Below are 25,788 nucleotides of genomic sequence, written 5' to 3' on the forward strand. Positions count from 1 at the left end.
TAGTGTAGCTGCGAAGCGCGAACGTTTGCGGGAGACCCGCAAGGAGTAGTGTAGCTGCGAAGCGCGAACGTTTGCATGTGACAAGCAAGGAAGAGCGAAGCCGCGAAACACAGAGAGCTCGCGAGTAATCGGCAAGCGTAATCCGGAGACGATGTCTTGTAAGGGATCGACATGGCGGTCAGAACCTCGATAAAGCTCGAAAAAGAGCCGATCGAGGTTTTTTTGCGAAATCGGAACTCCATCTATGATAAATGTCACAAAAATGTCGGATAAAATGCCAGCTGTATAGGATGTTAACCGGTGCCGTATCCGATAAGATAATAAAGTCATATGAAGGAGGGAAAGTGCGCATAAAAATGTTTAGCAAGGGACCGGAAGACGTTAAAAGCTAGTAGAGCGTATATAGAGGAAGGGAAAATTAAAATTTGAAATAAAGTGAGGGGGCAGTAGAAGATTAGTCGCTTATCGAAGGAAAGCAACTTCATTGCAGGAAGGGTTTTTCAAGGCCCAATATCACTAAACGAAGCCGATAGTTTGACATCTTTGTTAACAAAGTCAAAACTTTTCGAAAAAGCTGTTCATTTCTGGTATCTTTAAGTGTAGAATCAAAGTTGCGTTTTAATGTGTGAAATGCTTATCGAATGACTTGAGCGTTCAACAAGGAGAGGGGATCTACATGAGCAAAAAACCAAGATCGCTCGTTCGTGCAGCTTTCTCGGCCGTTACTCTTGTTATGACGATGCTGCTGCTCTCGGGATGCGGGAACTACATGGTTCTCGATCCGAAAGGACCGATTGCGGAAAAGCAGCTGGACCTGATCATCATCACGGTTATCCTGTGCTCGATTATCATCGTGCCCGTGCTGATCATCACGTTCATTATCGTATGGCGCTACCGTGCCACTAACAAGAAAGCCGATTATAAGCCGGAATGGGCGCACAGCAACCTGCTAGAGACGATCTGGTGGGGAATTCCGATTGTCATCATTATCGTGTTGGCCGTTATCACCGTGCGTTACACGCATGAGCTCGAGCCGGCCAAAGCTCTCGCTTCCGATAAGGAAGAGGTCACCGTCCAGGTCGTGTCTTTGAACTGGAAATGGCTGTTCCTGTATCCGGAAGAAGGAATCGCGACCGTCAATACCCTCACGATTCCGGAAGACCGTCCGGTCCGCTTCGAGATCACGGCGGATTCGCCGATGAACTCGTTCTGGATTCCTGAACTGGGCGGACAGATTTATGCCATGTCCGGCATGTCGATGGCGCTGCATTTGCAGGCCGACGAGCCGGGAACGTACTTCGGTACGGCGGCCAACTTCACGGGCGAACACTTCGAAAACATGAACTTCCAAGTTAATGCGACGAGCGACGCCGAGTACGAGCAGTGGATCCAGGAGGCGAAAAGCTCGCCGAACACGATCACCGACGAATCGTACGAAGAAATGTCGAAGCCGACGGAAAAAGAAGAACCTACGCTGTACTCTTCGTTCCCTGAAGGCATCTACGAGCGCATCGTGACCAAGTACATGCACGACGGCGCCGAGCTTCACCAACACGGAAGCGCGTCTGCCGACGAAACGGACGCGGCGGCAGACACCGCAAACGCGAACTCGGAAGAAGACTCTTCCGCGCACAAAGGCCATTAAGTTCCGGTTCGAACCGGACTTGAAAAAGCCCGAACAATCAATGCAATGAAAGGAGCTCCCTAATGCTCGATAATATCAAAGAGTTCGCATCCGAGTTTTTTGTAACGGGCGATCCGCTGATCTACGGCGCGGACGTGTCCATCGTTCTGGCGACGCTCGGGATCGTGTTCGTACTGACGTACTTCAAAAAATGGGGTTGGCTCTGGAGAGACTGGCTTACGACCGTCGACCATAAAAAAATCGGGATCATGTATATCCTGGCCGCGATCGTAATGCTGTTCCGCGGCGGCGTCGATGCCGTCATGATGCGGACGCAGTTAGCCTTCCCGGATCTGAACTTCCTGGAAGCCGATCACTATAACCAAATCTTCACGACGCACGGCGTCGTCATGATCTTCTTCATGGCCATGCCGCTCATGTTCGGTCTGTTCAACATCGTCGTGCCGCTTCAGATCGGCGCGCGCGACGTCGCATTCCCTTTCCTGAACTCGCTGAGCTTCTGGCTGTTCTTCGCCGGCGCGATGCTGTTCAACCTGTCGTTCGTCATCGGCGGTTCGCCTGACGCCGGATGGCTTGCTTACCCGCCGCTCTCCGGTACGCAGTTCAACCCGGGCGTCGGACAGAACTTCTACATCTGGGGTATCCAGATCTCCGGTATCGGTTCCCTCGCGTCCGGTATCAACTTTATCGTCACGATCCTCAAAATGCGCGCTCCGGGCATGACGATGATGAAAATGCCGATGTTCACTTGGTCGGTATTCGCCGCTTCGACGACGATCATCTTCGCTTTCCCGATCCTGACGATCACGATGCTGCTGTTGTTCCTGGACCGCTTCTTCGGCGCCCACTTCTTCACGCTCGACGGCGGCGGCAACCCGATGATGTACATCAACCTCATCTGGATGTGGGGTCACCCGGAAGTATATATCGTCGTTCTGCCGGCCTTCGGCGTATTCTCCGAAACGGTTGCGACCTTCGCGAGAAAACGGCTGTTCGGTTACGCTTCGATGGTATTCGCCATGGTTATCATCAGTATCATCTCGTTCTTCACTTGGGCTCACCACTTCTTCACGATGGGCTCCGGCGCGAACGTTAACGCCTTCTTCGCGGTCACCACGATGATTATCGCGATTCCGACCGGGGTCAAGATCTTCAACTGGCTGTTCACGATGTATAAAGGCAGGATCACCTTCCCGACTCCTATGATGTGGACGATCGCGTTCATACCGGCATTCGTCGTCGGCGGGATGACGGGGGTCATGCTGTCGGTCGCACCGGCCGACTTCCAGTTCCACAACAGTTACTTCCTGATCGCCCACTTCCACCAAGTGTTGATCGGCGGCGTCGTATTCGGTTACTTCGCGGGCCTTTACTACTGGTGGCCGAAGATGTTCGGCTTCAAGCTCAACGAATACCTCGGCAAATGGGCATTCTGGCTCTGGAATATCGGTTTCTATGTCTGCTTCATGCCGCAATACCTCGTCGGTCTCGACGGCATGACGCGCCGGATCAGCGTATTCAGCGATCCGGATTGGCAAGGGCTGAACGTGGCTTCCACGATCGGCGCTTACATCATGGGCCTCGCGTTCTTGTTCCAAGTGGCGCAGATCGGTTACAGTATCTTCCGTCATGAAAAAGACACGACGGGCGATATCTGGGACGCGCGCACGCTGGAGTTCTCGATTCCTTCGCCGGCGCCGGAATACAACTTCGCGGTTATCCCGCAAGTTCACAGCCGCGACGAGTGGTGGGAAGAGAAAGAACGCCGCGCGAGAGGCGAGAAGCCTTGGCAGCTCGGACCGATCGAACCGATCCATATGCCGAAAAACTCGGCGATCGGACCGATCATGGGAGCTTTCTGGTTCATCGCAGGTTTCGGTCTCGTCTTCCACTGGTTGTGGATGGCTATTCCTGGCCTTCTCGGCGTATTCGTTTGCATGTTTGCTCGTTCGTTCAGCGCTCATAAAGCGGAATACTATATTCCGGTCGAGGAAATCGAACGAACTGAAGCTAAGTTAAGAGGAGGCGCGGTATAATGGCACAGTCTCCGGCACACGGCTCGGACCATCATGATCATCACGCTGCGGGTCATCACGATCCGCAGGATCTGAAACTGCTCGGTTTCTGGATTTTCCTTGTAACCGACGTTATCATGTTCGCGACACTGTTTGCGACATTCATCGTTCTTCGCGGCAATACGGACGGTAGCGTTACCGGCGCCGAACTGTTGGAAATGAACGGGATCATCATTTCGACGTTCCTGCTTTTGACCAGCAGCTTCACGAGCGGCGTGGCCGTCCTGGCCATGCACCAACACAAAATCAAACAGATGATTATCTGGTTGGTGATCACCGGACTGCTCGGTGCAGGCTTCCTGTACCTGGAAGTCAACGAGTTCCTGCACTTGATCCACGAAGGCGCGACGCTGCAAACGAGCGCGTACTGGTCGGCGTTCTTCACGCTGGTCGGCACGCACGGCGTGCACGTTACCGTCGGTCTGTTCTGGATGATCGCGATTATTATCCAGATCGTTCGCCGCGGTCTTACGGACGATACCAAAGGCAAAGTTACGGTATTCAGCTTGTACTGGCACTTCTTGGACGCGGTCTGGATCTTCCTGCTCTCGATCGTGTACCTGATGGAGGTGATGTAAGATGGCGGATCACAATAACGCGCATAACAGCCACGGTGGGGAACGTCACGAGCACGGCTCGCTTAAGTCCTACATCATCGGTTATATTATTTCGATCGTATTGACGATCATCCCGCTGGTCGTTGTATTGAACGACATGATGGGACGTACGGCAACGATCGCGGTCATCATGGTTACCGCGACGCTGCAATTCCTGGTTCAGCTGATCTTCTTCATGCACGTGCGTGACGGAGAACAGCCTCGTTGGAACCTGATCACGCTGATCTTCGGAGTTCTGATCCTGTTGACCGTCGTTATCGGTTCGATCTGGATCATGGGCAACAACCAGATCGGTATGAAAATGTAGTTGGGAAAGGGCTCGCTTCGGCGGGCTCTTTTTTTGTTGGGGTGGTTTTGATTCGGGGCTGGAGCGGGGAGACGCTGCGGGAGAAATTCGGTTCGAACGCTGTCTCACCCGGAAAGCGGCGGGAAGAGAATTCAAGGAGCAGCTTTCCGGGTTCAAAGGCGTTCGGACCTGAATTTCTCCCTCCGCTCCGCTTCAGCCGGAATTTAACCACCCCAACGCAAGAGTCCGGCGAAGCGGGCTGGGAGAAATAGAAGAAAAAGAAAAAGAAAAAGAGGCTGTCCTAAGCTGAATTAGCTTACGGACAGCTCTTTTTTGGTAAAGGGAATAAAGGCTACACTTTTAAAGATACTCGCATTTAAAATTCGTGAATTCGGCTTCCGCGTTTTCGCCGACGGCGTAAAGGCCGATAACGACGCCGGTGAAGCCGCCTGCGACTTCGGAAGAAAGGTAGCGGGTTTGGGCGGTGCCGAGTGCGATTTCTTCGTTGTCTTGGACAAGGAAGAAATGATACCGTTCGTGTCCGGAACGGATCAGAAGTTTGGCTGGGTTTTCGGGATTGATCGGGATTGCTTTTTCGATTGATTTCACGTCGCCGATGTTCAAGCGTTCGACGACTTTGATTGAGCCGTCTTGATCGTTGCGGACGGCGAGGTCATAACGATGGTTTTCGTCCATGTATAACGTGATTCCGGCTTCGCCCTGTTCGCCGGAAAGTTGAACTTCGCAGGAGAGAATTGCATCGAAGTCTTTTTGTCGGATACCGATGAATGTAGGGGAAGCCGGAGCATCCAGAGTGATATCGGTACCTCGTAGTACGGCGCGATCGGTTTCCAGCTTATAATTCTCTGTCGACGGATGACGCAGGTAGCACCAATCCAGGTTCCAGTCGGTATTTTCAAAGGTTACGACCTTTTGTTCTTGCTGCACGACATGATCCGGGATGCGGCCCGTGGTGAAGCTGGTCAGCGTGATGCCGTCATGTCCTGCGGTAAACCAGCCGTCTTCGTCGAACGTGACCGGGGTCAGGAATACTTCGCGGCCCAGATGGTGATAGGTCAGCCAACGTCCGATTTGACGGAAGCCCAGATGCAGCATCCACCAGTTGCCGCCGCCGTCTTGAATCAGATCGCCGTGGCCTACGCCTTGAAGCTCGTAGCCGCCTAGATTCCGGTTGGTGAGCACGGGGTTGGCCGCATACGATTCGAACGGACCCGAAAGCGATTCGCTCCGCGCGTAAATGACCATATGGCCGTATTCGGTTCCGCCTTCGGCGGCCATGAGATAGTAGCGCCCGTCGATTTTGTACATATGCGGACTTTCCAGATATCGGCCGCCCGTGCCTTTCCAGATCGAACGGCTCGGCGAAAGCTTCGCTCCGGTCTCGATGTTCAGTTCGCACTGCACCACGCCGCCTACGCCTTGATCGTCCGTGCCGTTGCTCATGAAGAAAGCCCGTCCGTTTTCGAAATACAAATCCGGATCGATGCCGCCTTGATCCACGAAGACGGGTTCCGACCATTCGCCGTAAATATCGTCCGTCCATACATAGAAGTTTTGGCGTGTCGTATCGTTGGTCGTGGTCATATAAAAACGGCCCTCGTAATGGCGGATCGTCGGAGCGAATACGCCGCCGGAGCTGTTGACGCGACTCAGCTGTACCTGGCTCTCGCGAGTCAGGCAGTGACCGATTTGCGTCCAATTAATCAGATCCTTGCTCTCGAACAGCGGGACGCCGGGGAAGAATTGAAAAGAGCTGCATACCAGATAATACGTGTCGCCTACTTTGCAAACACTGGGATCGGGATAGAAGCCTTTGATAACGGGATTGTTGTATTTCATGCCGCACCTCTTCTTGAATTCACATCGTTGCGAATTGCGTATTTTATTGAATCTAAGCAAATTAAACCGTATTCCGATACCGCTTACAATATGATAGAGTAAGGCGCAGAGATAAAATCTATTCAATGAACATAAATATGATTTCAACATGAGCAAAAGTAGGTGGGGAGTAAATGATCAAAGCGAACGGCGAAGAAAGGTTTATCCCGCTATACGAAGCCTTGGCGAGCGAAGTAAGATGGAAGATGCTGAGATTGCTGGCCGATGCCGAGATGAACGTCAAAGATCTGGCGGCGCAGCTCCATTTGAGCCCTTCCATCGTCACGATGCATATTCGAAAACTGGAGGAAGCCGGGTTAATCGGAAGCCGCAGAGTACGGTTGAACGGCGGCACGCACAAAATCTGTTTTATCAAGGAAAGCAGGGTCGAAATCTTTTTGCCGCAGGCGAGCGAGGAAGCGCGGATTCGGGAACAGTCGATCGCCATCGGCCATTATACGGCTTTCGACGTCTATCCGACTTGCGGCCTCGGCACCTTGGAAAAAGAAATCGGCGTTTGGGACGACCCGCGTTATTTTCTTGATCCGGAACGAGTGCAGGCAGCTATTTTGTGGATGGGACGAGGCTTTGTCGAGTACAAAACGCCGAATTACCTGCTTCCCGAACAGACCGCGGAAGCGATCGAACTTTCGATGGAATTGGCTTCGGAAGCACCGGGGCTTCGCGATGATTGGCCTTCCGATATCGGTTTCGTTTTTAACGGTATTTACTTGGGCAGCTGGACCAGTCCGGCAGACTTCGGTCGCGCCGCAAGAGGGAAATACACGCCGTCTTGGTGGCACCGCAACGTGAACCAGTACGGGCTGCTCAAAACGATTCGAATCGACGCTTCAGGGACTTCCGTTGACGGAGAGCGCATGTCGGACGTGACGATCGAAGACTTACGCTTGGAAGAACCGTTCTGGACGCTGCGTTTTCAAGTAGATGAACAGGCCGAGCATGTAGGGGGCTTAACGCTTTACGGAGCAGGGTTCGGCAACCATGATCAAGATATCGTGATTCGCGTGCATATCGGCGATCGCCAAAACAAAGGGGAAGAGGATGGACAATGAACGAATTCAGAGCGACAGGCCATGAAGTAAAAAAGCTGGGCAGAACGCATGCACATAACGAAACGTTGTGGCTGGCGTTGTCGGGCAGCGGAATCGAGTTTTCGTTTACCGGGAAAAAGGCAGAGGTTACGTTTCGGGGCGATAGTACGGCGCAAGGAACGAATAATTGGGCGCGCGTCGGAATCTGGGTGAACGGAACGCGCGTGGCGGATGCGCAAATCGATCAGGCGAGAAAAACGTATACGGCGTTCGAAAGCGAAACCGACGAGACGGTAGTCGTGCGCATCGTCAAGCTCTCGGAAGCCGCGATGTCGACAGTCGGGGTCGAGCGGATTGCCGTGGACGCCGAAACGGGCATTCAGCCTACTCCGGCAAAGAAACATAAGATCGAGATTATCGGCGATTCGATCACTTGCGGATATGGCATCGACGACGAGCATGCCGAGCATTCCTTTTCCACCGCGACGGAAGACGTGACGAAAGCTTATTCGTATCAAACGGTTCAAGCGCTAGACGCCGACTACAGCATCGTGTCGTACAGCGGCTACGGAATCATTTCGGGTTACACGGATAACGATACCAAGCTGCTCACCCATCTGATCCCGGACTATTATGAAAAATGGGCCAAATCCGAAGGCAGACCGGACGGGACGCTTGATCCTTTATCGGTCGATTGGGATTTTACGCAATTCGTTCCGGATTTGATCGTCGTCAATCTGGGCACCAACGACGACTCGTATACGCAGGATAATCCCGGTAGACAGACGGAGTTCGCCGCGCAATATACCGAGTTTTTGAAAACGGTTCGACGCCGAAATCCGCATGCCGTTATCCTGTGCGCGTTGGGTATTATGGGGGATCGGTTATATCCGTTCGTGGAGCAGGCTGTAAGTCGATATATCGAAGCAACGGGCGACTTCAAAGCGACGACTCTGAAATTCGATGTTCAGCGGGCAGAAGACGGCTACGCCGCCGACTATCACCCGTCTCGAAAAACGCATCGTCAGGCCGCTGAACAGCTGGTCCGACATATTCAGAAGCTGCTGCCCGAATTCAGCGAGAAACCCGCGACCTCTTACCTTGTCAACTCTTAATCAGAGGTTATGTTCGACTGAAATGTACACGCTTTAGGTGCGTTTCCGTTGGAGACTTCGTACACGGGTTAGGTACGAAATCTCAGTCGAACATAACCTTACTTTTAGCGTTGACAAGGTACTCTGTTCCGTCCGTGAATTGAAGATACGCATTAACGATTCGGCGTTTCGGGGCGGAACACCCAGACTTTGCTCAGCATATAATTCAGCGCCATGCCGGGCACGGTCACAAGCGCTTTGGCAGCCCATACGGGCATAAACAGATCAAGAAGCGTCAGCAGAGCGGTAGTCAATAAAGCAACGGTCAGATTGACGATCAGAAAACGCGTCAGTTCGCCTTTTTGCCTCGGTTGATCGGTCTTGAAGGTCCATCGCCGATTCCAATAGTAGCTGTTGGCCGTACCGGCGGCGTAACCCGCGATTTGGGCGATCGGACCGATCAAGCCTTCAAGCAGGAAAAAGACGATAAAATCGACCAGCGTATTAGAGACGCCGACAATGGCGAAGCGCAGCGGCTTGGCAGACACTTTTTTTTGCGGCACGAGTTTAATCCTCCTTATCGGATAGGCTGCTCAAGTCGTACAGCGTGTAGCTGCGATTCAGACCGAGCGTATCGACGACCTGTCCGATCGCTCCGGCGATGCCCTGCGCATCTTGCGAAGAAGGGCCGAATGCTTGCACGCTGCCCTTCTTCATGGCGTTCCAGGACGATTCCGGCACGGGCGTTCCGTTCAACTGTACCCAACGCGCAAGAGCGTCTTGAGTATTGTGCGCGCCGCCGATCAATACATAACGCAGTTCGCCGGATTTCGCCAGCTTTTGCAAACCTGAGATATCGAGTGCCGGATCTACGCCTTTGAAGCCGCCCCATGCGAGTACCGGCAGACCCGTTTGGATAATCAGAGAGTCCGCGCCGCTGTTGGACGAAGGCATGGCGGCCAAATACTTGGCGCTGCCGCGATTGCGGATCAGATAGTCGACCAGCGCCGTATCCAGCGGTTCGCCGTCGCGGCTCCAGCTTCCTCCGCCTTCGGCCAGATGAGGCGAAGCATAAGGCTGGCGAGCGCTCACGCCGTACAGCGAAGGGGTGAGCGACCAATAAGCGGGCGCGGCGAGCAAAGCGGCGAGGGAGAGGATCAACATGAATTTCGGCGCGATCTGCGTTTTCGGCCATAGTCCAAGCAGCGCGAACGTGCCGATGGCTGCGCATGCAAGCCCGATTATCGGGAATCCGTCGTCGTAAGCGATATAAGCCACCGTAACGAAAGCAATCACGGCTCCGGGCACGATCCAAGACAGCTGGCGGGAACGGCATAATTCGGCAATCGCCGCGCCGGCCAATGCCGCGATGCCCGGTGCCAGCATAATGAGATAGTAACGGTGGAAGTATCCGGCCAGACTGAACACGGCAATCATCGGCAGCAGCCACCCCGCCCACAGCAGCACCTCGATCCGACGCTCCGGGCGGCGCATCCACAGCAAGACCGCGCCGAACAGGGCAAAAGGAAGCAGCCATGTGATTTGTCCGGCAAGCTTCGCGTCAAATAGACGCAGCAGTCCTGGAGGGCCGTCTTCGCTGGTCGAACTCATCGCTCCCGCTTCGGCTGCCGGAGCGAAAGAGCGGGTTTCCTGAGTCTCATGGTTTGTCGGCAGACCTGCTTCTCCCAAGCGCGAAGAGTCTATTCCCAACGGAAGAGCCGGCATCAAGACGGCATCTTGGGCCATAATCCGTGCGTTATTTTGCCCGGAAGCAAGGCTGCCGCTCAAGTCGCCTGTCAGACGACCGATGCCGTTGTAGCCGAGCGCCAGCTCCAGCACCGAATTATGCCGACTGCTGCCTACGTAAGGCCGTTGATCCGCGGGCGTAACATCCACGATGATCGCCCAGGACAACGAGACGGCGACCAGAACTCCGGCAGCCGCGGTCAGGTGCCGGAGTGTTTTTTTCCAAGTCGTCTTGCGCATTCGATAGGCCGCCCATACGAATAGAACGAAAGCCGGCAGAACGAGATAGGCTTGGAGCATCTTGGTATTGAACCCTACGCCGACCAACGCAAAAGCTAGGCACAGTTGAAGCAGACTGCTGTTTCGAACGGCTCGGGTTAAAACGTATACAGCCAGCAGCAGGAAAAACACCAATACGCTATCCACGTTGTTGGTCCGGCTGACGGCAGCGGCAATCGGCGTAAAAGTCAGGATTAGAGCTGCCAGACGCGCTGCCGCCAATCCGAACGAATCGCGAACGACCAGATAGAGCAGGATGACAGAACCGGCAAAAGCCAGCGCCGACGGAAGAGCAAGCGTCCACGAGTGCAGGCCCAGCAGCTTAACGCTAATCGCTTGCAGCCAAAAAGCGACCGGGGGTTTATCGATCGAGATAAAGCCGCCGGGATCGAATGAATTGTAGAAAAAGTTGTGGAAGCTTTGCGTCATGCTCGTGACCGCAGCTGTGTAGTAAGCATTTAGATTTCCGGATTTTTGAATATTATACAGCGACAAAAATAGCGCCGCCAGTGCAAGGATCGCCGGAATGGGATCGATTTTTTTCAGTCGTTGTGCGTTCACGTCAGAGTCCTCCGGTCCGTCGAGTTTCCGTTTAGGGCGTGTACGCAAACTTCGAAGGCAGCTAAAGATGCACATCGTTAAGTTTGCGTACACGCCCTAGTCAAGTATTATCTATGATAACCCGAAAACATGAACAAGAAATGAAAGCAAGCTTAGAAAAAGCTGAACGTTCCCGTATTTGCCGGATAAGGCGAAGGCGGGATTTTTCTTTTTAATAAAAAAAGGATGTACAAAGCGAACTTAATGAACTAATATGAACCTATATAAACGTTCGTTTGATGCTTTTTAATTCAAATCCTCCAATTCGAAAGGATGACTATTGTGGAAAATCGCTATGACTCCAATCCGAAAGACGTAAAAGGCTTCGATACGACCCGACTGCGCGAGGAATTCTTGATCGAGACGTTGTTTGCACCGGATGAACTTGTAACCGTTTACTCGCATACGGATCGTTACATCGTCGGCTCGGCCGTACCGGTATCGAAAGAACTCAAGTTGGAAGCGGACTTTAAGCAAATCGGCGCGGATTACTTCCTGGAGCGGCGCGAAGTGGGCATCATTAACGTCGGCGGCGAAGGTTCGGTCACGGCTGACGGCGATACTTACGAGATCGGCGTGAACGAGTGTCTGTACATCGGCCTCGGCGTGAAAGACGTCTTTTTCAAAAGCGCGAACGGAGAGAGTCCGGCCAAGTTCTACCTTGTATCCACGCCGGCGCATAAAGCCTATCCGACGAAAAAAGCGGGCGAAGGTGAAGCGATCAAAGCCAATCTGGGCAGCCTCGACAGCTCGAACGAGCGCACGATCAACAAATACATCCTGCCGGGCGGAATCGAAAGTTGTCAGCTCGTAATGGGCATCACGCATCTGGCGCCGGGCAGCATGTGGAACACGATGCCTTGCCATACGCATAACCGCCGCTCCGAAGTGTATTTGTACTTCAATATGCCGGAAAATGCCGCAGTCTTCCACTTCATGGGCGATCCGCAAGAGACGCGCCACCTGGTCGTACGGAACGAGCAGGCGATCCTGTCCCCGAGCTGGTCGATTCACAGCGGCGTCGGCACGAATAATTACACCTTCTGCTGGGCGATGGGCGGCGAGAATCAACTGTTCGACGATATGGACGGCGTGGATATGAAGGACTTAAAATAGACCCTACACGACTTTTTTCGGAATAGGAGCTATGTCCAACCATGAACGCACTCAAACGGCATGAAAAATTGATGGAAATCCTCATCGAGCGCAAAGAAATCGGCGTCGGCGAATTAAGCTCCATGCTCGAGGTGACCGGCAAAACGATCCGCGAGGATCTGGCGCGCCTGGAGGAAAAAGGGCTGCTCGTTCGCGTGCACGGCGGCGCGATGCTGGCCCAAAACGACCAATTCGGCATTTTATCATCCAAAGGCACCGGGGATAAGCACACGGCGGAAAAAGCGGAAATCGCCGCCCGAGCGCTGCGCTATATCCAGCCGGGCGATATTATCGCGCTCGACGGCGGAGGAACGACGCTCGAAATGGCCCGTCAGCTCGACAATGCGCCGCTGACCGTCGTTACGAACGATTTGTTCATCTTGAGCGAACTGGCGCGCAAAGACAAGATTCGGCTTGTCGTGCCGGGCGGCGAGCGGGTTCGCAACGTGCTGATCGGTCCGGGCAGTGCGCAGTTCGTGGAAGGGCTGAATATCAGCAAAGCATTTTTGTCGGCGACGGCGCTGCATCCCGAACTCGGCGCTTCGATTTATACCGGGGATTTGGTTCCTTACAAGAAGGCATTGGTCAAAACGGCCCGGCAGGCATACGGCGTAGTCGAGCATCAGAAGTTCGGCAAGTTCGCCTTATGGACGTTTGCGGATTGCGGTGAACTGGACGTGATTATTACGGACGGCGGACTGGATGACGGGCAGAAAGCACTTTTTGAACAGAAAAACATACGACTGGACGATGGAAGCGGCGAACAGGAGAATCAGGCATAACGGCTGCGATGGGTCCGGAACCATTATCGGGAGGAAAAAAAGATGAGCATGTTCGATCTTAGCGGCAAAACGGCACTGGTAACGGGGGCGAGCGGCGGATTGGGTCAAGGAATGGCGCTGGCGCTGGCGGAAGCGGGAGCCGATATCATCGCGGTTTCGTTTTCGTCCTGTTCCGATACGGCGGAGAAGGTACAGGCGCTCGGACGTCAGGCGTACGAGATTCAAGCGGATCTCAGCAAAAAAGAAGATCTCGAAGACGTCGTGAAGCAGGCGCTCGCGTTTACCGGACGCATCGATATCCTGATCAACAATGCGGGCATTATCCGTCGTACGCCGATCTCGCAGCACAGCTGGGAAGATTTCGACGACGTGCTGGACATCAACCTCAAAACCGTGTTTTACCTGACCCAGCTCGTCGGCAACCATATGGTCGAGCGCGGCAGCGGCAAAGTGATCAATATCGCGTCGATGCTGTCGTTCCAGGGCGGCATCAACGTTCCGGGTTACACGGCGAGCAAGCATGGCGTAGCCGGTTTGACGAAAGCTTTTGCCAACGAATGGGCTTCGAAAGGGGTTCAGGTCAACGCGATCGCGCCGGGTTATATGTCGACCGACAATACGGCGCCGATCCGCGAGGACAAAGACCGGACAAATTCGATCACGGTACGGATTCCGGCAGCGCGCTGGGGCACGGGAGAAGACGTCGGCGGACCTGCGGTATTCCTGTCTTCGTCCGCGGCGGATTATATCAACGGCCATGTGCTGTGCGTCGACGGCGGTTGGATGATTCGTTAACGGCAGGGTACGGATCGTCTTATATTTTCGATACGGGCCGCGGACGGCGATGGAGGGCATGACCCCGTCCTCGCCGCTTCGCGGTTTTTCTATGCGAAGCGTACAAAAGGAGGAATCGGAAATGAAACTCGGAATTTTGGCACATACGTACGGGAAGCTTCCGGCGGCGGAACTGGCAAGAAAAGTAGCGGAGGAAGGGTTTTCGTCCGTGCAGTTGGCGCTGCTCAAAGCGATCGCGGATATCGACTGCTCGCCGGGCAAGTTGAGTCCGGGGCTTGCGAATCATATCGGCGAGACGTTTCAGCGGGAAGGCGTGCGAATCGCGGTGCTCGGCTGCTATATCGATCCCGTGCATCCCGACAAAGACGTTCGGCGCGCCGAAATCAATCGCTTCAAGGAGCATCTGCGCTTGGCCCGGGATTTCGGCTGCGGCATGGTCGCGACGGAGACCGGATCGATTCGCACTTATGCGGAGTCGCATCCGTCGAATTACGAAGAACACGGCTGGAGCGTACTTCGGGAAACGGTCACTGAATTAGCGGAAGAAGCGGAAAAATGGGGCGTGAAACTGGCGATGGAACCGGTGGCCAGCCATACGCTGAATTCGCTGGATCATGTTCGTCGCTTGATCGAAGAAGTGCCTTCGTCGACGATCGGCCTGCTGTTCGATGCCTGCAATCTGTTAAACGAAGAACGCCTGCCTAAGCAGGACGAGTTAATGAAGGACGCGTTCGCGAACCTTGCCGATCGCATGATTCTTATTCATGCCAAAGACCTGGATTTCGGAGACGGAGGTCATTTTGCCGGCAGCGGACGCCCGCGCCTGGATCGTCCGATCGGAGACGGGCTGCTGAATAAAGATCTGCTGTACCGTTTGCTTAAAGAACATAAGCCGCATATCGATATTTCGCTCGAAGGCGTCACGGCCGATCAGGCAAAACGTTCGGCCGCGGAGCTGCGACGCTTGTATGCGCGGGCGTAATACATGGATCGAATAAGCGCAGGTCTTGCATCCGACTTTTTGCGTAAAGTCTTGCCGCTGCGCTTATACCGGCCGTCGGCCGGGTAATGGGGCGTGTATGTCAGACTTTTCGAAAAAAGGAGCGAACCGACCATGAGCAGCAATGCCCATCCTTCCGAACAGTTTCTCGTCGCGTTAGTCACCGGCGGAGTCAAAGGACTCGGCCGCGGCATCTGTCATGTACTGGCGCAAAAAGGCTACCGGATTGCCTTGACCTACCATTCCAGCTCGGACGATATGGAAGAGATGACCCGAGAGCTGAAGCACATCTACGGCGCAGATCCTTTTGCCGTCCAAAGCGATCTGACCCAGCCCGGCGAACCGAAGCGTGTATCGGAAGCCGTACTGAAGCATTTCGGGCGTATCGACCTGCTCGTCAACAATGCCGGGCAAGGGACCACGAACCCTCTGATCGAACTTGAAGAAGAGGACATCGGCTGGATGATCGATCTGGATTATAAAGCGCCGATCCTGTTGTCCAAATATGTCGCCCGGTCCATGATCGAACGCGAGATTGCAGGCAGCATCCAATTCATCACTTCGTCCCGCGGCGAGCGAGCCTACCCGGGCGACAGCATCTACGGCGGCATGAAAGCCGCGCTCATCCGCTCTTGCGGTTCGTTTGCGTTGGAATGGGCTCCGTACGGTATCCGTACCAACTGCATCGCGCCCGGAGCAACCGTCAACGACCTGGACCAAGATGCCCGAACCGAACCTCTAGGCCGCAAAATCCCGTTAGGCCGTCTAGGCACTCCTTCGGACATCGGCGAAGCCGTAGCCTGGCTGGCCTCCGACCAAGCCGCCTACATCACCGGCATCAACCTGCGCATCGACGGCGGCCTGATCCTCCCCGGCATGCCCGAAGACACGTCGCCGGAAGCCGGCTACGGCTGGGGCGTGGTCTATCCGCCGAAAGAAGAGAAATAGAGAGTTCTGTTCCTTTGCTCTTCTCTACTTACCAAAACAAAGCAGCTTCGCCGTAGTAGAAATCTCAGTCTGTCCTCAAAAGTTACGTGTGCGCGAGAAGGCAGAAGGCTCCGAGACAAATTCGTTCAATCCGCTTTGAACTGAATTTCTCTCTCCGCCTTCTGTCTTCCAAAACGAATTCCCCCAGCCCGGCATTTTGCAAAGCGAATAGGAACTACCCGCCCCCTCTAAAGTTGCCGTTTTCCGCTATACTTCATTATTCATATCGGATTTAAATTTTGCCTCTTTCCATTCCTGACGATCTGTGTAAGAATAAGAGCCAAGCCAAGCACCAAACTATGCAAAAACGGGATTCCGCAATGAATCGTTGACAGCCAGAGTTTGCTTGCACAGGGATGCCGTTCTATTTAACCATCCGGCGCCAAAGCCGGAATTTCGGGAGGAATCGGACATGACGGAAGAAAGAAAGCTTGCTTTTGAAACCCTAGCCGTACACGGCGGACAAGAGATTGATCCGGTGACGGGAGCGCGTGCCGTGCCGCTGTACCAGACGACTTCATACGGCTTCCGGGATACGGAGCATGCGGCCAATTTGTTTGGTTTGAAAGAATTCGGCAATATCTATACCCGTCTTATGAATCCGACCAGCGACGTATTCGAGCAGCGGGTCGCTGCGCTTGAGGGCGGAGCCGGAGCGCTTGCCACGGCCTCCGGCCAGGCGGCCATCACGTACTCTCTGCTCAATATTGCCGGAGCCGGCGACGAGATCGTCTCTTCTGCCAGCCTTTACGGCGGTACATATAACCTGTTCGCGGTCACGCTTCCGAAGCTGGGGATCAAAGTGCATTTCGTCGATTCCAGCGATCCGGAAAACTTCCGCCGCGCGATCAATGATAAAACGAAGGCTGTTTATGCCGAAACGATCGGCAATCCGCGGGGCGACGTGCTGGATATTAGGGCCGTGGCCGACATTGCGCACGAGAACGGCCTTCCGTTGATCGTGGACAATACGTTCCCTAGCCCGTATTTGCTGCGTCCGATCGAGCACGGCGCGGATATCGTGGTCCATTCGGCGACCAAGTTCATCGGGGGTCACGGCACCTCGATCGGCGGAATCATTGTCGACGGCGGCAACTTCGATTGGGCAGCCAGCGGCAAGTTCCCCGGACTGACCGAGCCCGATCCAAGTTATCACGGTCTGGTCTACGCCGAAGCGCTCGGTCCGATCGCGTATATCATCAAAGCTCGCGTGCAGCTTATGCGTGACCTTGGCGCAGCAATTTCCCCATTCAACTCCTGGCTGCTTGTTCAAGGACTGGAAACGTTGCATCTGCGTATGGAACGGCACAGCCAGAATGCGCTGGCCGTCGCGAAGTTCCTCGAAGGACATGAGCGGGTAGAGTGGGTCAATTATTCCGGCCTGCCGAGCCATCCTTCTTATGAACTTGCCCAAAAGTACCTGCCGAAAGGACAGGGAGCCATTCTTACATTCGGGATCAAGGGCGGAATCGAAGCCGGCAAAAAGCTGATCGAAAGCGTCAAATTGTTCTCCCATCTGGCGAATGTCGGCGACTCGAAGAGTTTGATCATTCATCCGGCGAGCACGACGCACCAGCAGCTCGGACCGGAGGAGCAAGAAGCTTCTGGCGTGCTGCCGGGCATGGTTCGATTGTCGATCGGTACCGAGTCGATCGACGACATTCTGCATGATCTGGAACAGGCGATTGCGGCTTCGGCGGAAAGTTAAGCCCGATCTTCAATCCTCATTCGATCTATTCAAAAAGCCTGCTTTTCCCGATAGGGGGAAGGCAGGCTTTCGTTTTGCAACCGGGTATTCCGCGCTGCTTAAAAGAACTGAAATCCATTTGTTCAGGCAAGATAGCAGGTTCATTAAATCTTCATTTTCATGGCAACAAATTCAACTTGACACAATCAATTGGAAGTACCATAATAAGAACTACATTGTAATCATTATAAATTAGGAATGACTGAGAAAGAGGAGGACCTATCATGCATAAATCGATCATCATCGGTACCGGCCCTGCCGGATTGACGGCCGCGATCTATCTGGCTCGCGCGAATATGAGTCCGCTGGTTATTGAAGGACCGCAACCGGGCGGACAATTGACGACAACAACCGAAGTCGAGAACTTCCCTGGCTTCCCTGAAGGTATCATGGGTCCGGAATTGATGGACAATATGCGCAAGCAGGCTGAACGTTTCGGCGCGGAATTCCGTACGGGCTGGGTCGAGAACGTCGATCTGTCACAGCGTCCGTTCAAGCTGAACGTGGAGGGCATGGGCGAATTGGTGACCGATACGCTGATCATCTCCACGGGCGCAAGCGCGAAATACCTCGGCATTCCGGGCGAAGAAGAAAACGTGGGCATGGGCGTCAGCACCTGCGCGACTTGCGACGGATTCTTTTTCCGCGGCAAAGAAATTATCGTCGTGGGCGGCGGCGACTCGGCTCTTGAAGAAGCCAACTTCCTGACTCGTTTCGCGACCAAGGTAACATTGGTACACCGCAGAAACGAAATGCGCGCTTCGAAAATCATGCAGGACCGCGCGCGTCAAAACCCGAAGATCGAATGGGCGCTGGATCGCACTCCGCTTGAAGTGGTCAAAGGCGAAAACGGTCTTCAAGGACTGCTCGTTCGCAACAATGAGACGGGCGAGGATCAATTGATCGAAGCCAGCGGCGTGTTCGTCGCGATCGGTCACCACCCGAATACAGGTTTCCTGAACGGACAAATCACGACGGATGCCAACGGTTATATCGCGGTGACGCCAGGTACGACCGAAACGAATATTCCTGGAGTATTCGCTTGCGGCGACGTTCAAGATACGCGTTACCGTCAGGCAATCACGGCTGCGGGCAGCGGATGCTCGGCTGCCATGGACGCTGAACGCTTCATCGAAAGCTTGGAGTTTGCACAAGCGGCCGCCGAAGCGGTAGTGTAAGAAATCGACTGAATTCCGTCACGGACAAGGCTTTGTACAAGCTGGCCTGACGTTATATAATAAAGAAAGCTAGTTTCAAAAAATACGATAAAGGTGGAGAATTCGATATGACGACAGCAATCGTATACACAAGTACCAACTGCCCGCACTGCAAGCAAGTCAAAGGTTATCTGGACGGCAAAGGCGTGGCTTACGAAGAGCGCAACATCGAGCAAAGCGACGATTTCGCGCAGCAAGTTTGGGATATGGGACTGCGCGCCGTACCGGTTACCGTAATCGGCGAAGCGAAAATCGTAGGCATGAACAAGCTGCAGCTGGAAAAAGCACTGAACGCGTAAATTCGGCTTTTTCATAGAAGCAAGAAAAAGGCGCGCCGAATCGGCAGCGCCTTTTTGCTTACAATGAAACGCGTACGCGGCCGAGGAACTGCGATACGGCCAGGTGGGCTGCGCCCAGCACGGCGGACCGGCTGCCCAATTCCGAGAAGGCAATCGCAAGCTCGCGCCGGTGATAGGGAAGAGCGCGCTCCGCGATCGCAGCGAGCATGGCGGGTTCGATCCACGGCTTAGCCTCGGTTAACGGACCGCCGATCACGATTTTTTCCGGATTGAAGCCATTGACCAGATTAGTGATGCCGATCCCCAGACGTCGACCGACTTCTGCGTACATGGCAACTGTCTTAACATCTCCCTGCCGGGCGTGTTCGATCAACTCGGCTGTCGTAAAAGAGGGAAGACGATTCAAAGCCTCTACGGAATCCAACGTTTTCGAGCTGTTCGCGACCCCATCATCTTCACGGGGTTGTCCATGCTGGCCCGGTAGGGGAGCGTAGGCATAAGCCCGTTCCGACGCATACAATTCCCAACATCCCCGGCTGCCGCAGCTGCAGAGCCGCCCGTCGCTTTCGATCGACATATGCCCGGTTTCGCCCGCGTATCCCCAAGCCCCTTTATAAAGCTGCCCGTCGATGATCATGCCGGAGCCGATTCCCATGCCGGCGCTGACATAAACCAGATGCCGGACATGCCGCCCGGCTCCGTATTCACGCTCGCCCGCCGCGCCTGCATTAGCTTCGTTATCGATCACGACAGGCACACCGAATCGATCTTCCATCCGGGACTTCAAATCCACGCCTTTCCAACCCAAGTTGGGCGCATACAAAATCAAGCCCGATTCATCCACCATGCCCGGTACCCCGATTCCGATCCCCACTGTTCCGTGCGGCGTCTCCGGCGCATCCTGCAATAACGGCTCCATAACCTCGCAGATCACATCAAAAGCCGTATCCGGATCAAGTCCGCCCAGCGACGCGCTGCGTTCGAACAAAATCTCCCCGTTCAAATCCGTCAGCGCCGCCTTAACCAACGTAACCCCCAGTTCAACCCCCACCACGCACCCAGCCGCACCGTTGAAAATCAGCATCAAAGGCTTCCGGCCGCCGCTAGACTGCCCAAGCCCTGTTTCCTCGACCAAATTCTGCTCCAGCAGCTCCAACGTCAAATTCGAAACCGTTGCCTTATTCAACCCCGTCCGCTCCGACACGTCCGTCCTGGACAAAGGTCCTCTCCGCCGAATCGTGTCGAGCACGATCGACTTATTCAACTTCTTCACCAACGCCTGATCCCCGGTCACCCTCATTACAGTTCCTCCATCCGCACCTATACCGTGTCTTCGACTCCGTCAAAGCATGTTTGCCATCGTCTTTCCGAATCGTTAACATTCATCTATTAAAACCAGCCCGAATCTTTTTATCGCTTCACCATTCATTCGAAAGCCCGCACGTCAAAACGCTTATATTCAATCCCGATTCCGTCTACTTTCTATACCCGCACATTTCGACCCCGTCTTTGAACATCTACCTATCTTAATTCAATTCGTTGATAAGCAAAAGAGCGACCTATGATTTTAAAAGATATTTTATATTTTTTAATTGTTTTATTGTTCTTCAGTTCTTCTGCATGCCCTTGGCGCCCCTGTTTCGATGACAGTCCGAAACAGGCAGCCCTCCTCGACTCGCGTCCCGAGCATCGAGGGACGCTGCCCTGCTGCCCAACCCCTGCCCCAAGAATGGGGGAGGCGGCCCCGCACCAACCTACCGCGGCTCGATGTTTTCGGCAGAAGCGACCTTTGGTTTTCCCGCAAGGGAAAACAACCGGAGCGCCTGACGAAAACATCAAGCCCTCCGCACCAAGGGGAAAAGCACCCACGCCGCCTGCCCCCAATTCTACCCCGAAAAAACTTTCTCCGAAAGACTTAGTTTATCCAATAGACAAAGTTTTTCGAATATGCTAGGATATCGATGTAAACGATTTCTGCGAAATAACGAGGAGGCATTTCTTACATGGCTTATTACGAAAATGTCGGTAAAGTGGCTTACGAAGGAAGTCAGTCGCAAAACCCATTCGCTTTTAAATTCTACAATGCGGACGAAGTGGTTATGGGCAAAAAAATGTCCGAGCACCTGAAATTCGCTATGGCTTATTGGCACACGCTCACGGCTGAAGGCAGTGATCCGTTCGGCGCGACGACGGCTGTTCGCCCTTGGCATTCCTACTCGGGAATCGACCTGGCCAAAGCACGCGTTGAAGCCGGATTCGAATTCATGGACAAAATGGGACTGGAATATTTCTGCTTTCACGATATCGATATCACGCCTGAAGGATCTTCGCTCAAAGAGTTTTTCGCGAACATCGACACGATCGTGGATCTGATTGAAAGCAACATGAAATCCAGCGGCAAAAAACTGCTCTGGAACACGGCGAACATGTTCACGAACCCGCGCTTCGTGCACGGCGCGGCGTCCACTTGCAACGCTGACGTATACGCTCATGCAGCGGCTCAAATCAAAAAAGGCCTTGAAGTCGGCAAACGTCTCGGCGGCGAAAACTATGTATTCTGGGGCGGACGCGAAGGTTACATGTCCCTGCTGAACACGGACATGAAGCTCGAGCAGGACAACATCGCCCGCATGTTCCACATGGCTGTCGACTACGCGAAGGAAATCGGCTTCGACGCTCAATTCCTGATCGAGCCGAAACCGAAAGAGCCTACAAAACACCAATACGATTTCGATGCGGCGACGACAATCTCGTTCCTGCAAAAATACGATCTCGCGAAGCACTTCAAACTCAACTTGGAAGCCAACCACGCAACACTGGCCGGCCACACGTTCGAGCACGAACTGCGCGTAGCCCGCATCAACGGCATGCTGGGTTCCCTGGACGCCAACCAAGGCGACATGCTGCTGGGTTGGGATACCGACGAATTCCCGGTTAACGTTTACGATGCGACATTGACATTGTACGAAGTGCTGCAAAACGACGGTCTGGGCAAAGGCGGCATCAACTTCGACGCCAAAGTACGCCGTGATTCCTTCGAAGCCGATGACCTGTTCCTGGCTCACATCGCAGGCATGGACACGTACGCGAAAGGCCTCAAAGTCGCAGCTAAACTGATCGAAGACCGCGCTTTCGAAAAAGTCATCGAAGAACGCTACAGCAGCTTCTCCGAAGGCATCGGCGCCGACGTGGTTGCCGGTAAAACGACGCTGGCTTCCCTGGCCGAGTACGCGATGAACAACGAAACTCCGCGTGCGAACAAATCCGGACGTCAAGAGCATCTTCAATCGATTCTTAACCAATATATTTATGGCTAAGGAATCTTCTACCCCTTCGGGCAAGAAGAATCCTGCACCCCGCGCTAAGCGACATCTTTTAAAGATCGAGATTCACTAATCTCTTGAAGAATCCCGATCCTCGCGCCAAGCGACATCTCTATCTTTCCCAAACCGCTCCAAGTCAGGGTTTCACCAAAAACAGAATCGCAAAAAAGCGATCACCGCACCATAATCGGACGGCTTCCCGCAAGCTCCCTTCGGGGAGGGGAGCCGTCCTTTTACATGCTTCACGCCTTTTAGTTTCCCTATCCGAAGGAGGAAAACCATGAGTTACGTTATCGGCATCGACCTCGGCACAAGTGCCGTCAAATCCGTACTGGTTGACAAAACCGGCACCGTCGTCAGCGAACAGTCCGAAGCTTATCCGCTGTATCAACCGAAACCGGGTTACAGCGAACAGGAAGCGGAAGACTGGGTCGAGAAAACGATCCTTTCCCTCAAAAACCTGCTGGCTTCGTCCGGCGTCAAAGCCGAAGAAATCGAAGGCATCAGCTTCTCCGGTCAAATGCACGGCCTTGTGCTGGTCGGCGAAGACGGCCGCGCATTGCGCCGCGCCATCCTCTGGAACGACACGCGCACGACGCCGCAGTGCCGCAAGATCGAACAGGTCCTCGGCGACAAACTGCTCAAAGTCGCACGCAACCGAGCACTTGAAGGCTTTACGCTGCCGAAAATCCTTTGGGTGCAAGAACACGAACCGGAAATTCTGGAACAAGCTTCGCTATTCCTGCTGCCGAAAGACTACGTGCGCCTGCGCCTGACCGGCAATGCCGCGATGGACTACTCCGATGCGGCCGGCACATTGCTGCTGGACGTCGGCGGCAAAAAATGGAGCGAAGAGATCGGCGAAGCCTTCGGCCTTAAGCCTTCTTTGTTCCCGGAACTCGTCGAGTCGTTTGACGACACCGGTTCGCTGCTGCCCGAGATGCAGGCCGCAACCGGATTGACGGAAAAAACGCGTATCTACGCGGGCGGCGCGGACAATACCTGCGGCGCAATCGGAGCGGGCATCCTGAACGAAGGCCAAACGATGTGCAGCATCGGAACATCCGGCGTGGTTCTGTCGTACGAGACCCGCCGCGATCTGGATTTCGAAGGCAAAGTCCACTTCTTCAACCACGGCGAAAAGGATGCCTTCTATATCATGGGCGTTACGCTGGCAGCGGGTTACAGCATGCAATGGTTCCGCGAGACGTTCGGCGGCGAAGCTTCGTTCGAAGAACTGCTTGCCGGAATCGGCGAAGTATCGCCGGGGGCGAACGGTCTGCTCTTCACGCCGTATATCGTGGGCGAACGTACGCCGCACCCGGATTCCGATATCCGCGGCAGTTTTATCGGCATCGACGCCAGCCATAAACTTCCGCACTTCGCGCGCGCCGTAATGGAAGGCATCACGTTCTCGCTGCGCGAGTCGATCGACATCCTGCGCGCAGCCGGCAAAACCGTCGACAAAGTCGTATCGATCGGCGGCGGCGCGAAAAACCGGGAATGGTTGCAAATGCAAGCAGACGTATTCGGCGCCGACGTCGTGAAGCTGGAAAGCGAACAAGGTCCGGCAATGGGCGCAGCGATGCTGGCGGCATTCGGCAGCGGCTGGTTCGAGAGTCTTCAGGACTGCGCGCGCGAATTCATTCGCGAAGCCAAAACGTATACGCCGGACGCGCAGCGTGCCGAAACGTACAGCAAGCTGTTCGACGTCTACCAAGACGTATACGGTCAAACAGCCGAACTGAACCGCAAGCTGGCGGCGTTCCGCGGCGGCGATCAGTAACAAACAGGATTTATTCGTACTTGATTCGATGCAAAAAGCCGATTTCCCGATTCGGGGAGATCGGCTTTTTGCCGTACCTATGCAGGGAAAGACGGGAGAGGCGGTAAAGTTGCTTTTTGACGGAAGACGTTCATAATAAATAGAGGGGCTTTTTTAATCTTTTTGTAAATCCGTTCGTTGATCCGTTACAGTTCTCCGGTCCGGATGCCGATAAAGGAAATAGAAACTTTCGTCAATAAAGGGGAGAATGCAGGCACATGAAGGGAAATGCAAAAAGGCAGCTATTGAAGATGAGCACCGCACTCGCACTGGTGGCGGGGGGGACGCTCGGAGGGTTCCAGCCGCTGACGGCTACGCCTACGGTCAGCGCGGCAACCGTATCGCAAACCCAGGCGCAGAAACAATTGCAAGCGCAGTTGTTCGAAGCGTTATCGGCCCATAAGGACAGCGTGAAGCTGACTTATGCAGGCGGCATTAATGAACTGAAAAAAGCGATCGAACCCGCGTTGGACGAGGCGATCGCTCAAGATCCTTATATTCATTACACGATGAAAGGCTACGCCTATTCGCTTCGCGGCAACAACTCTTCGGCTGCGGCCGAGGTCAAACTGACGTATCGCGAGACGGCGGAGCAGAGTGCCTATGTGCATAAACAAGTCGCGGCCGCGCTCAAAGAGATCATCACGGACGACATGAACGATCATTTGAAGGTCAAAGCGATTCACGACTGGGTCGTACGCACGCTCAAATACGATACCACGCTTTCAAAATTCACGGCTTACGAAGGGCTCAAGACAGGAAGCACGGTTTGTCAGGGGTATGCGCTGCTCACTTACGATATGCTGACCCAGGCGGGTTTTGAAGCGAACATCGTCGAAGGCTATGTCGGAGATGAAGCGCACGCCTGGAACATGGTGAAGCTGGGCGGCAAATGGTATCAGATCGATACGACCTGGGATGACCCGGTACCGGATCGCGGCGACCGCGTCTCGACCTCGTATTATTTGGTGACGGATACCCAATTGAAACAGGATCACAAGTGGAAAACGGCGAATTACCCGAAAGCCGTGACGCCTTATAACGAAACATTGGATCTGTTGATCGCCAAAGGCGTAAGCGGCGCAAAAGAATTGCGTACGACGCTTGGCTATGCGGGATCGTCCAGCAGCGTCGTATCGACGGCGGCTATCTTGCAGAAGATCGTGCAGGAAGCGGCTCAAGACGGACAAAGCAGCCTGACTTTCCGTTACCAAGGAACGAAGAATAAGTTGAAAAACGATTTATTGACGCTCTATAGCTACGGGGTTTCGCCAATCGGATATACGAGCAAATCGCTCAGCGGATCGAACAATTGGCAAGTTACGCTATATTGGAAATAAAAGAAAAGAGCCTCGGCCGGAAATT

21 protein-coding genes are annotated in these 25,788 nt (G+C 54.1%); 17 read left to right on the top strand and 4 right to left on the bottom strand.

The window, feature by feature from the left end; translation table 11 throughout:
• Positions 1-676 precede the first annotated feature (676 nt).
• From cyoA to cyoD, 4 genes are all read left to right on the top strand, one after another.
• The gene (gene cyoA, locus HRQ63_RS23385; protein ID WP_172247568.1) at positions 677-1,645 is read left to right on the top strand and encodes a ubiquinol oxidase subunit II; all 969 of its coding nucleotides are present in this window, start codon (positions 677-679) and stop codon (positions 1,643-1,645) included.
• Between the two features lie 62 nt (positions 1,646-1,707).
• Positions 1,708-3,681 carry a cbb3-type cytochrome c oxidase subunit I gene (locus tag HRQ63_RS23390; RefSeq protein ID WP_172247569.1) on the top strand — a complete coding sequence of 658 codons (1,974 nt, stop codon included), beginning with the start codon at positions 1,708-1,710 and terminating at the stop codon, positions 3,679-3,681.
• Entirely contained in the window at positions 3,681-4,298 is a 618-nt protein-coding gene (locus HRQ63_RS23395; RefSeq protein WP_172247570.1) for a cytochrome (ubi)quinol oxidase subunit III, read from the top strand. Before HRQ63_RS23390 ends, HRQ63_RS23395 begins: the two co-directional genes overlap by 1 nt.
• Position 4,299: 1 nt before the next feature.
• Positions 4,300-4,644: a cytochrome o ubiquinol oxidase subunit IV gene (cyoD, locus tag HRQ63_RS23400; RefSeq protein ID WP_172247571.1), complete on the top strand. Its 345-nt coding sequence runs from the start codon at positions 4,300-4,302 to the stop codon at positions 4,642-4,644.
• Between the two features lie 339 nt (positions 4,645-4,983).
• On the opposite strand, the gene HRQ63_RS23405 is transcribed toward cyoD, so the two are convergent.
• Positions 4,984-6,483: a glycoside hydrolase family 43 protein gene (locus HRQ63_RS23405; RefSeq protein WP_172247572.1), complete on the bottom strand. Its 1,500-nt coding sequence runs from the start codon at positions 6,481-6,483 to the stop codon at positions 4,984-4,986.
• Between the two features lie 173 nt (positions 6,484-6,656).
• Between HRQ63_RS23405 and HRQ63_RS23410 the strand changes: the two genes are divergently transcribed.
• Together HRQ63_RS23410 and HRQ63_RS23415 are read left to right on the top strand one after the other, a co-directional pair.
• Positions 6,657-7,595 (top strand): ArsR/SmtB family transcription factor, encoded by a 939-nt coding sequence (locus tag HRQ63_RS23410; RefSeq protein WP_172247573.1) that lies wholly within the window; start codon positions 6,657-6,659, stop codon positions 7,593-7,595.
• Entirely contained in the window at positions 7,592-8,689 is a 1,098-nt protein-coding gene (locus HRQ63_RS23415; RefSeq protein ID WP_172247574.1) for an SGNH/GDSL hydrolase family protein, read from the top strand. The genes HRQ63_RS23410 and HRQ63_RS23415 overlap by 4 nt, the downstream gene beginning before the upstream one ends.
• 152 nt (positions 8,690-8,841) lie before the next feature.
• Here HRQ63_RS23415 and HRQ63_RS23420 read toward each other — a convergent pair whose 3' ends face one another.
• Positions 8,842-9,231, bottom strand: coding sequence for a GtrA family protein (locus HRQ63_RS23420; protein ID WP_172247575.1), 390 nt, complete (start codon positions 9,229-9,231; stop codon positions 8,842-8,844).
• A 4-nt stretch (positions 9,232-9,235) separates the two neighbouring features.
• Positions 9,236-11,254, bottom strand: a complete 2,019-nt coding sequence (locus HRQ63_RS23425) for a glycosyltransferase family 39 protein (protein ID WP_172247576.1) — start codon at positions 11,252-11,254, stop codon at positions 9,236-9,238.
• Between the two features lie 321 nt (positions 11,255-11,575).
• On the opposite strand from HRQ63_RS23425, the gene kduI reads away from it, so the two are divergent.
• From kduI to HRQ63_RS23465, 8 genes are all read left to right on the top strand, one after another.
• On the top strand, positions 11,576-12,409 hold the full coding sequence (gene kduI, locus HRQ63_RS23430; RefSeq protein WP_172247577.1) for a 5-dehydro-4-deoxy-D-glucuronate isomerase: 834 nt from the start codon (positions 11,576-11,578) through the stop codon (positions 12,407-12,409).
• Between the two features lie 41 nt (positions 12,410-12,450).
• Positions 12,451-13,230, top strand: coding sequence for a DeoR/GlpR family DNA-binding transcription regulator (locus HRQ63_RS23435; RefSeq protein WP_172247578.1), 780 nt, complete (start codon positions 12,451-12,453; stop codon positions 13,228-13,230).
• A gap of 42 nt (positions 13,231-13,272) precedes the next feature.
• Positions 13,273-14,025 (top strand): 2-dehydro-3-deoxy-D-gluconate 5-dehydrogenase KduD, encoded by a 753-nt coding sequence (gene kduD / locus HRQ63_RS23440; protein WP_172247579.1) that lies wholly within the window; start codon positions 13,273-13,275, stop codon positions 14,023-14,025.
• A gap of 121 nt (positions 14,026-14,146) precedes the next feature.
• Complete coding sequence (locus tag HRQ63_RS23445) at positions 14,147-15,007, top strand: sugar phosphate isomerase/epimerase family protein (protein WP_172247580.1); 861 nt, start codon at positions 14,147-14,149, stop codon at positions 15,005-15,007.
• Positions 15,008-15,139: 132 nt separating this feature from the next.
• Positions 15,140-15,973 (top strand): SDR family NAD(P)-dependent oxidoreductase, encoded by an 834-nt coding sequence (locus HRQ63_RS23450; RefSeq protein ID WP_172247581.1) that lies wholly within the window; start codon positions 15,140-15,142, stop codon positions 15,971-15,973.
• A gap of 451 nt (positions 15,974-16,424) precedes the next feature.
• Complete coding sequence (locus tag HRQ63_RS23455; RefSeq protein ID WP_172247582.1) at positions 16,425-17,720, top strand: homocysteine synthase; 1,296 nt, start codon at positions 16,425-16,427, stop codon at positions 17,718-17,720.
• 263 nt (positions 17,721-17,983) lie between these two features.
• The gene (gene trxB / locus HRQ63_RS23460; RefSeq protein ID WP_172247583.1) at positions 17,984-18,937 is read left to right on the top strand and encodes a thioredoxin-disulfide reductase; all 954 of its coding nucleotides are present in this window, start codon (positions 17,984-17,986) and stop codon (positions 18,935-18,937) included.
• A 107-nt stretch (positions 18,938-19,044) separates the two neighbouring features.
• On the top strand, positions 19,045-19,275 hold the full coding sequence (locus tag HRQ63_RS23465) for a glutaredoxin family protein (protein ID WP_037291402.1): 231 nt from the start codon (positions 19,045-19,047) through the stop codon (positions 19,273-19,275).
• A gap of 58 nt (positions 19,276-19,333) precedes the next feature.
• Here the strand turns inward: HRQ63_RS23465 and HRQ63_RS23470 are convergent, their stop codons facing one another.
• Positions 19,334-20,575, bottom strand: coding sequence for an ROK family transcriptional regulator (locus HRQ63_RS23470; protein WP_172247584.1), 1,242 nt, complete (start codon positions 20,573-20,575; stop codon positions 19,334-19,336).
• Positions 20,576-21,278: 703 nt separating this feature from the next.
• Between HRQ63_RS23470 and xylA the strand changes: the two genes are divergently transcribed.
• The 3 genes from xylA (at position 21,279) to HRQ63_RS23485 (ending at position 25,763) form a co-directional block, all read left to right on the top strand.
• Positions 21,279-22,592 (top strand): xylose isomerase, encoded by a 1,314-nt coding sequence (gene xylA, locus HRQ63_RS23475; protein WP_172247585.1) that lies wholly within the window; start codon positions 21,279-21,281, stop codon positions 22,590-22,592.
• A gap of 286 nt (positions 22,593-22,878) precedes the next feature.
• Entirely contained in the window at positions 22,879-24,384 is a 1,506-nt protein-coding gene (xylB, locus tag HRQ63_RS23480) for a xylulokinase (protein ID WP_172247586.1), read from the top strand.
• 257 nt (positions 24,385-24,641) lie between these two features.
• Positions 24,642-25,763, top strand: coding sequence for a transglutaminase domain-containing protein (locus HRQ63_RS23485; protein WP_172247587.1), 1,122 nt, complete (start codon positions 24,642-24,644; stop codon positions 25,761-25,763).
• The last annotated feature ends 25 nt before the right edge of the window (positions 25,764-25,788 follow it).

The sequence above is a fragment of the Saccharibacillus endophyticus genome (assembly GCF_013185185.1).
Classification (GTDB): domain Bacteria; phylum Bacillota; class Bacilli; order Paenibacillales; family Paenibacillaceae; genus Saccharibacillus; species Saccharibacillus endophyticus.

Coding starts and splice junctions, on each gene's coding strand:
- cyoA (WP_172247568.1), top strand. CDS start 677: ATGAGCAAAAAACCAAGATCGCTCGTTCGTGCAGCTTTCTCGGCCGTT.
- HRQ63_RS23390 (WP_172247569.1), top strand. CDS start 1,708: ATGCTCGATAATATCAAAGAGTTCGCATCCGAGTTTTTTGTAACGGGC.
- HRQ63_RS23395 (WP_172247570.1), top strand. CDS start 3,681: ATGGCACAGTCTCCGGCACACGGCTCGGACCATCATGATCATCACGCT.
- cyoD (WP_172247571.1), top strand. CDS start 4,300: ATGGCGGATCACAATAACGCGCATAACAGCCACGGTGGGGAACGTCAC.
- HRQ63_RS23405 (WP_172247572.1), bottom strand. CDS start 6,483: ATGAAATACAACAATCCCGTTATCAAAGGCTTCTATCCCGATCCCAGT.
- HRQ63_RS23410 (WP_172247573.1), top strand. CDS start 6,657: ATGATCAAAGCGAACGGCGAAGAAAGGTTTATCCCGCTATACGAAGCC.
- HRQ63_RS23415 (WP_172247574.1), top strand. CDS start 7,592: ATGAACGAATTCAGAGCGACAGGCCATGAAGTAAAAAAGCTGGGCAGA.
- HRQ63_RS23435 (WP_172247578.1), top strand. CDS start 12,451: ATGAACGCACTCAAACGGCATGAAAAATTGATGGAAATCCTCATCGAG.
- kduD (WP_172247579.1), top strand. CDS start 13,273: ATGAGCATGTTCGATCTTAGCGGCAAAACGGCACTGGTAACGGGGGCG.
- HRQ63_RS23445 (WP_172247580.1), top strand. CDS start 14,147: ATGAAACTCGGAATTTTGGCACATACGTACGGGAAGCTTCCGGCGGCG.
- HRQ63_RS23450 (WP_172247581.1), top strand. CDS start 15,140: ATGAGCAGCAATGCCCATCCTTCCGAACAGTTTCTCGTCGCGTTAGTC.
- HRQ63_RS23455 (WP_172247582.1), top strand. CDS start 16,425: ATGACGGAAGAAAGAAAGCTTGCTTTTGAAACCCTAGCCGTACACGGC.
- trxB (WP_172247583.1), top strand. CDS start 17,984: ATGCATAAATCGATCATCATCGGTACCGGCCCTGCCGGATTGACGGCC.
- HRQ63_RS23465 (WP_037291402.1), top strand. CDS start 19,045: ATGACGACAGCAATCGTATACACAAGTACCAACTGCCCGCACTGCAAG.
- HRQ63_RS23470 (WP_172247584.1), bottom strand. CDS start 20,575: ATGAGGGTGACCGGGGATCAGGCGTTGGTGAAGAAGTTGAATAAGTCG.
- xylA (WP_172247585.1), top strand. CDS start 21,279: ATGGCTTATTACGAAAATGTCGGTAAAGTGGCTTACGAAGGAAGTCAG.
- xylB (WP_172247586.1), top strand. CDS start 22,879: ATGAGTTACGTTATCGGCATCGACCTCGGCACAAGTGCCGTCAAATCC.
- HRQ63_RS23485 (WP_172247587.1), top strand. CDS start 24,642: ATGAAGGGAAATGCAAAAAGGCAGCTATTGAAGATGAGCACCGCACTC.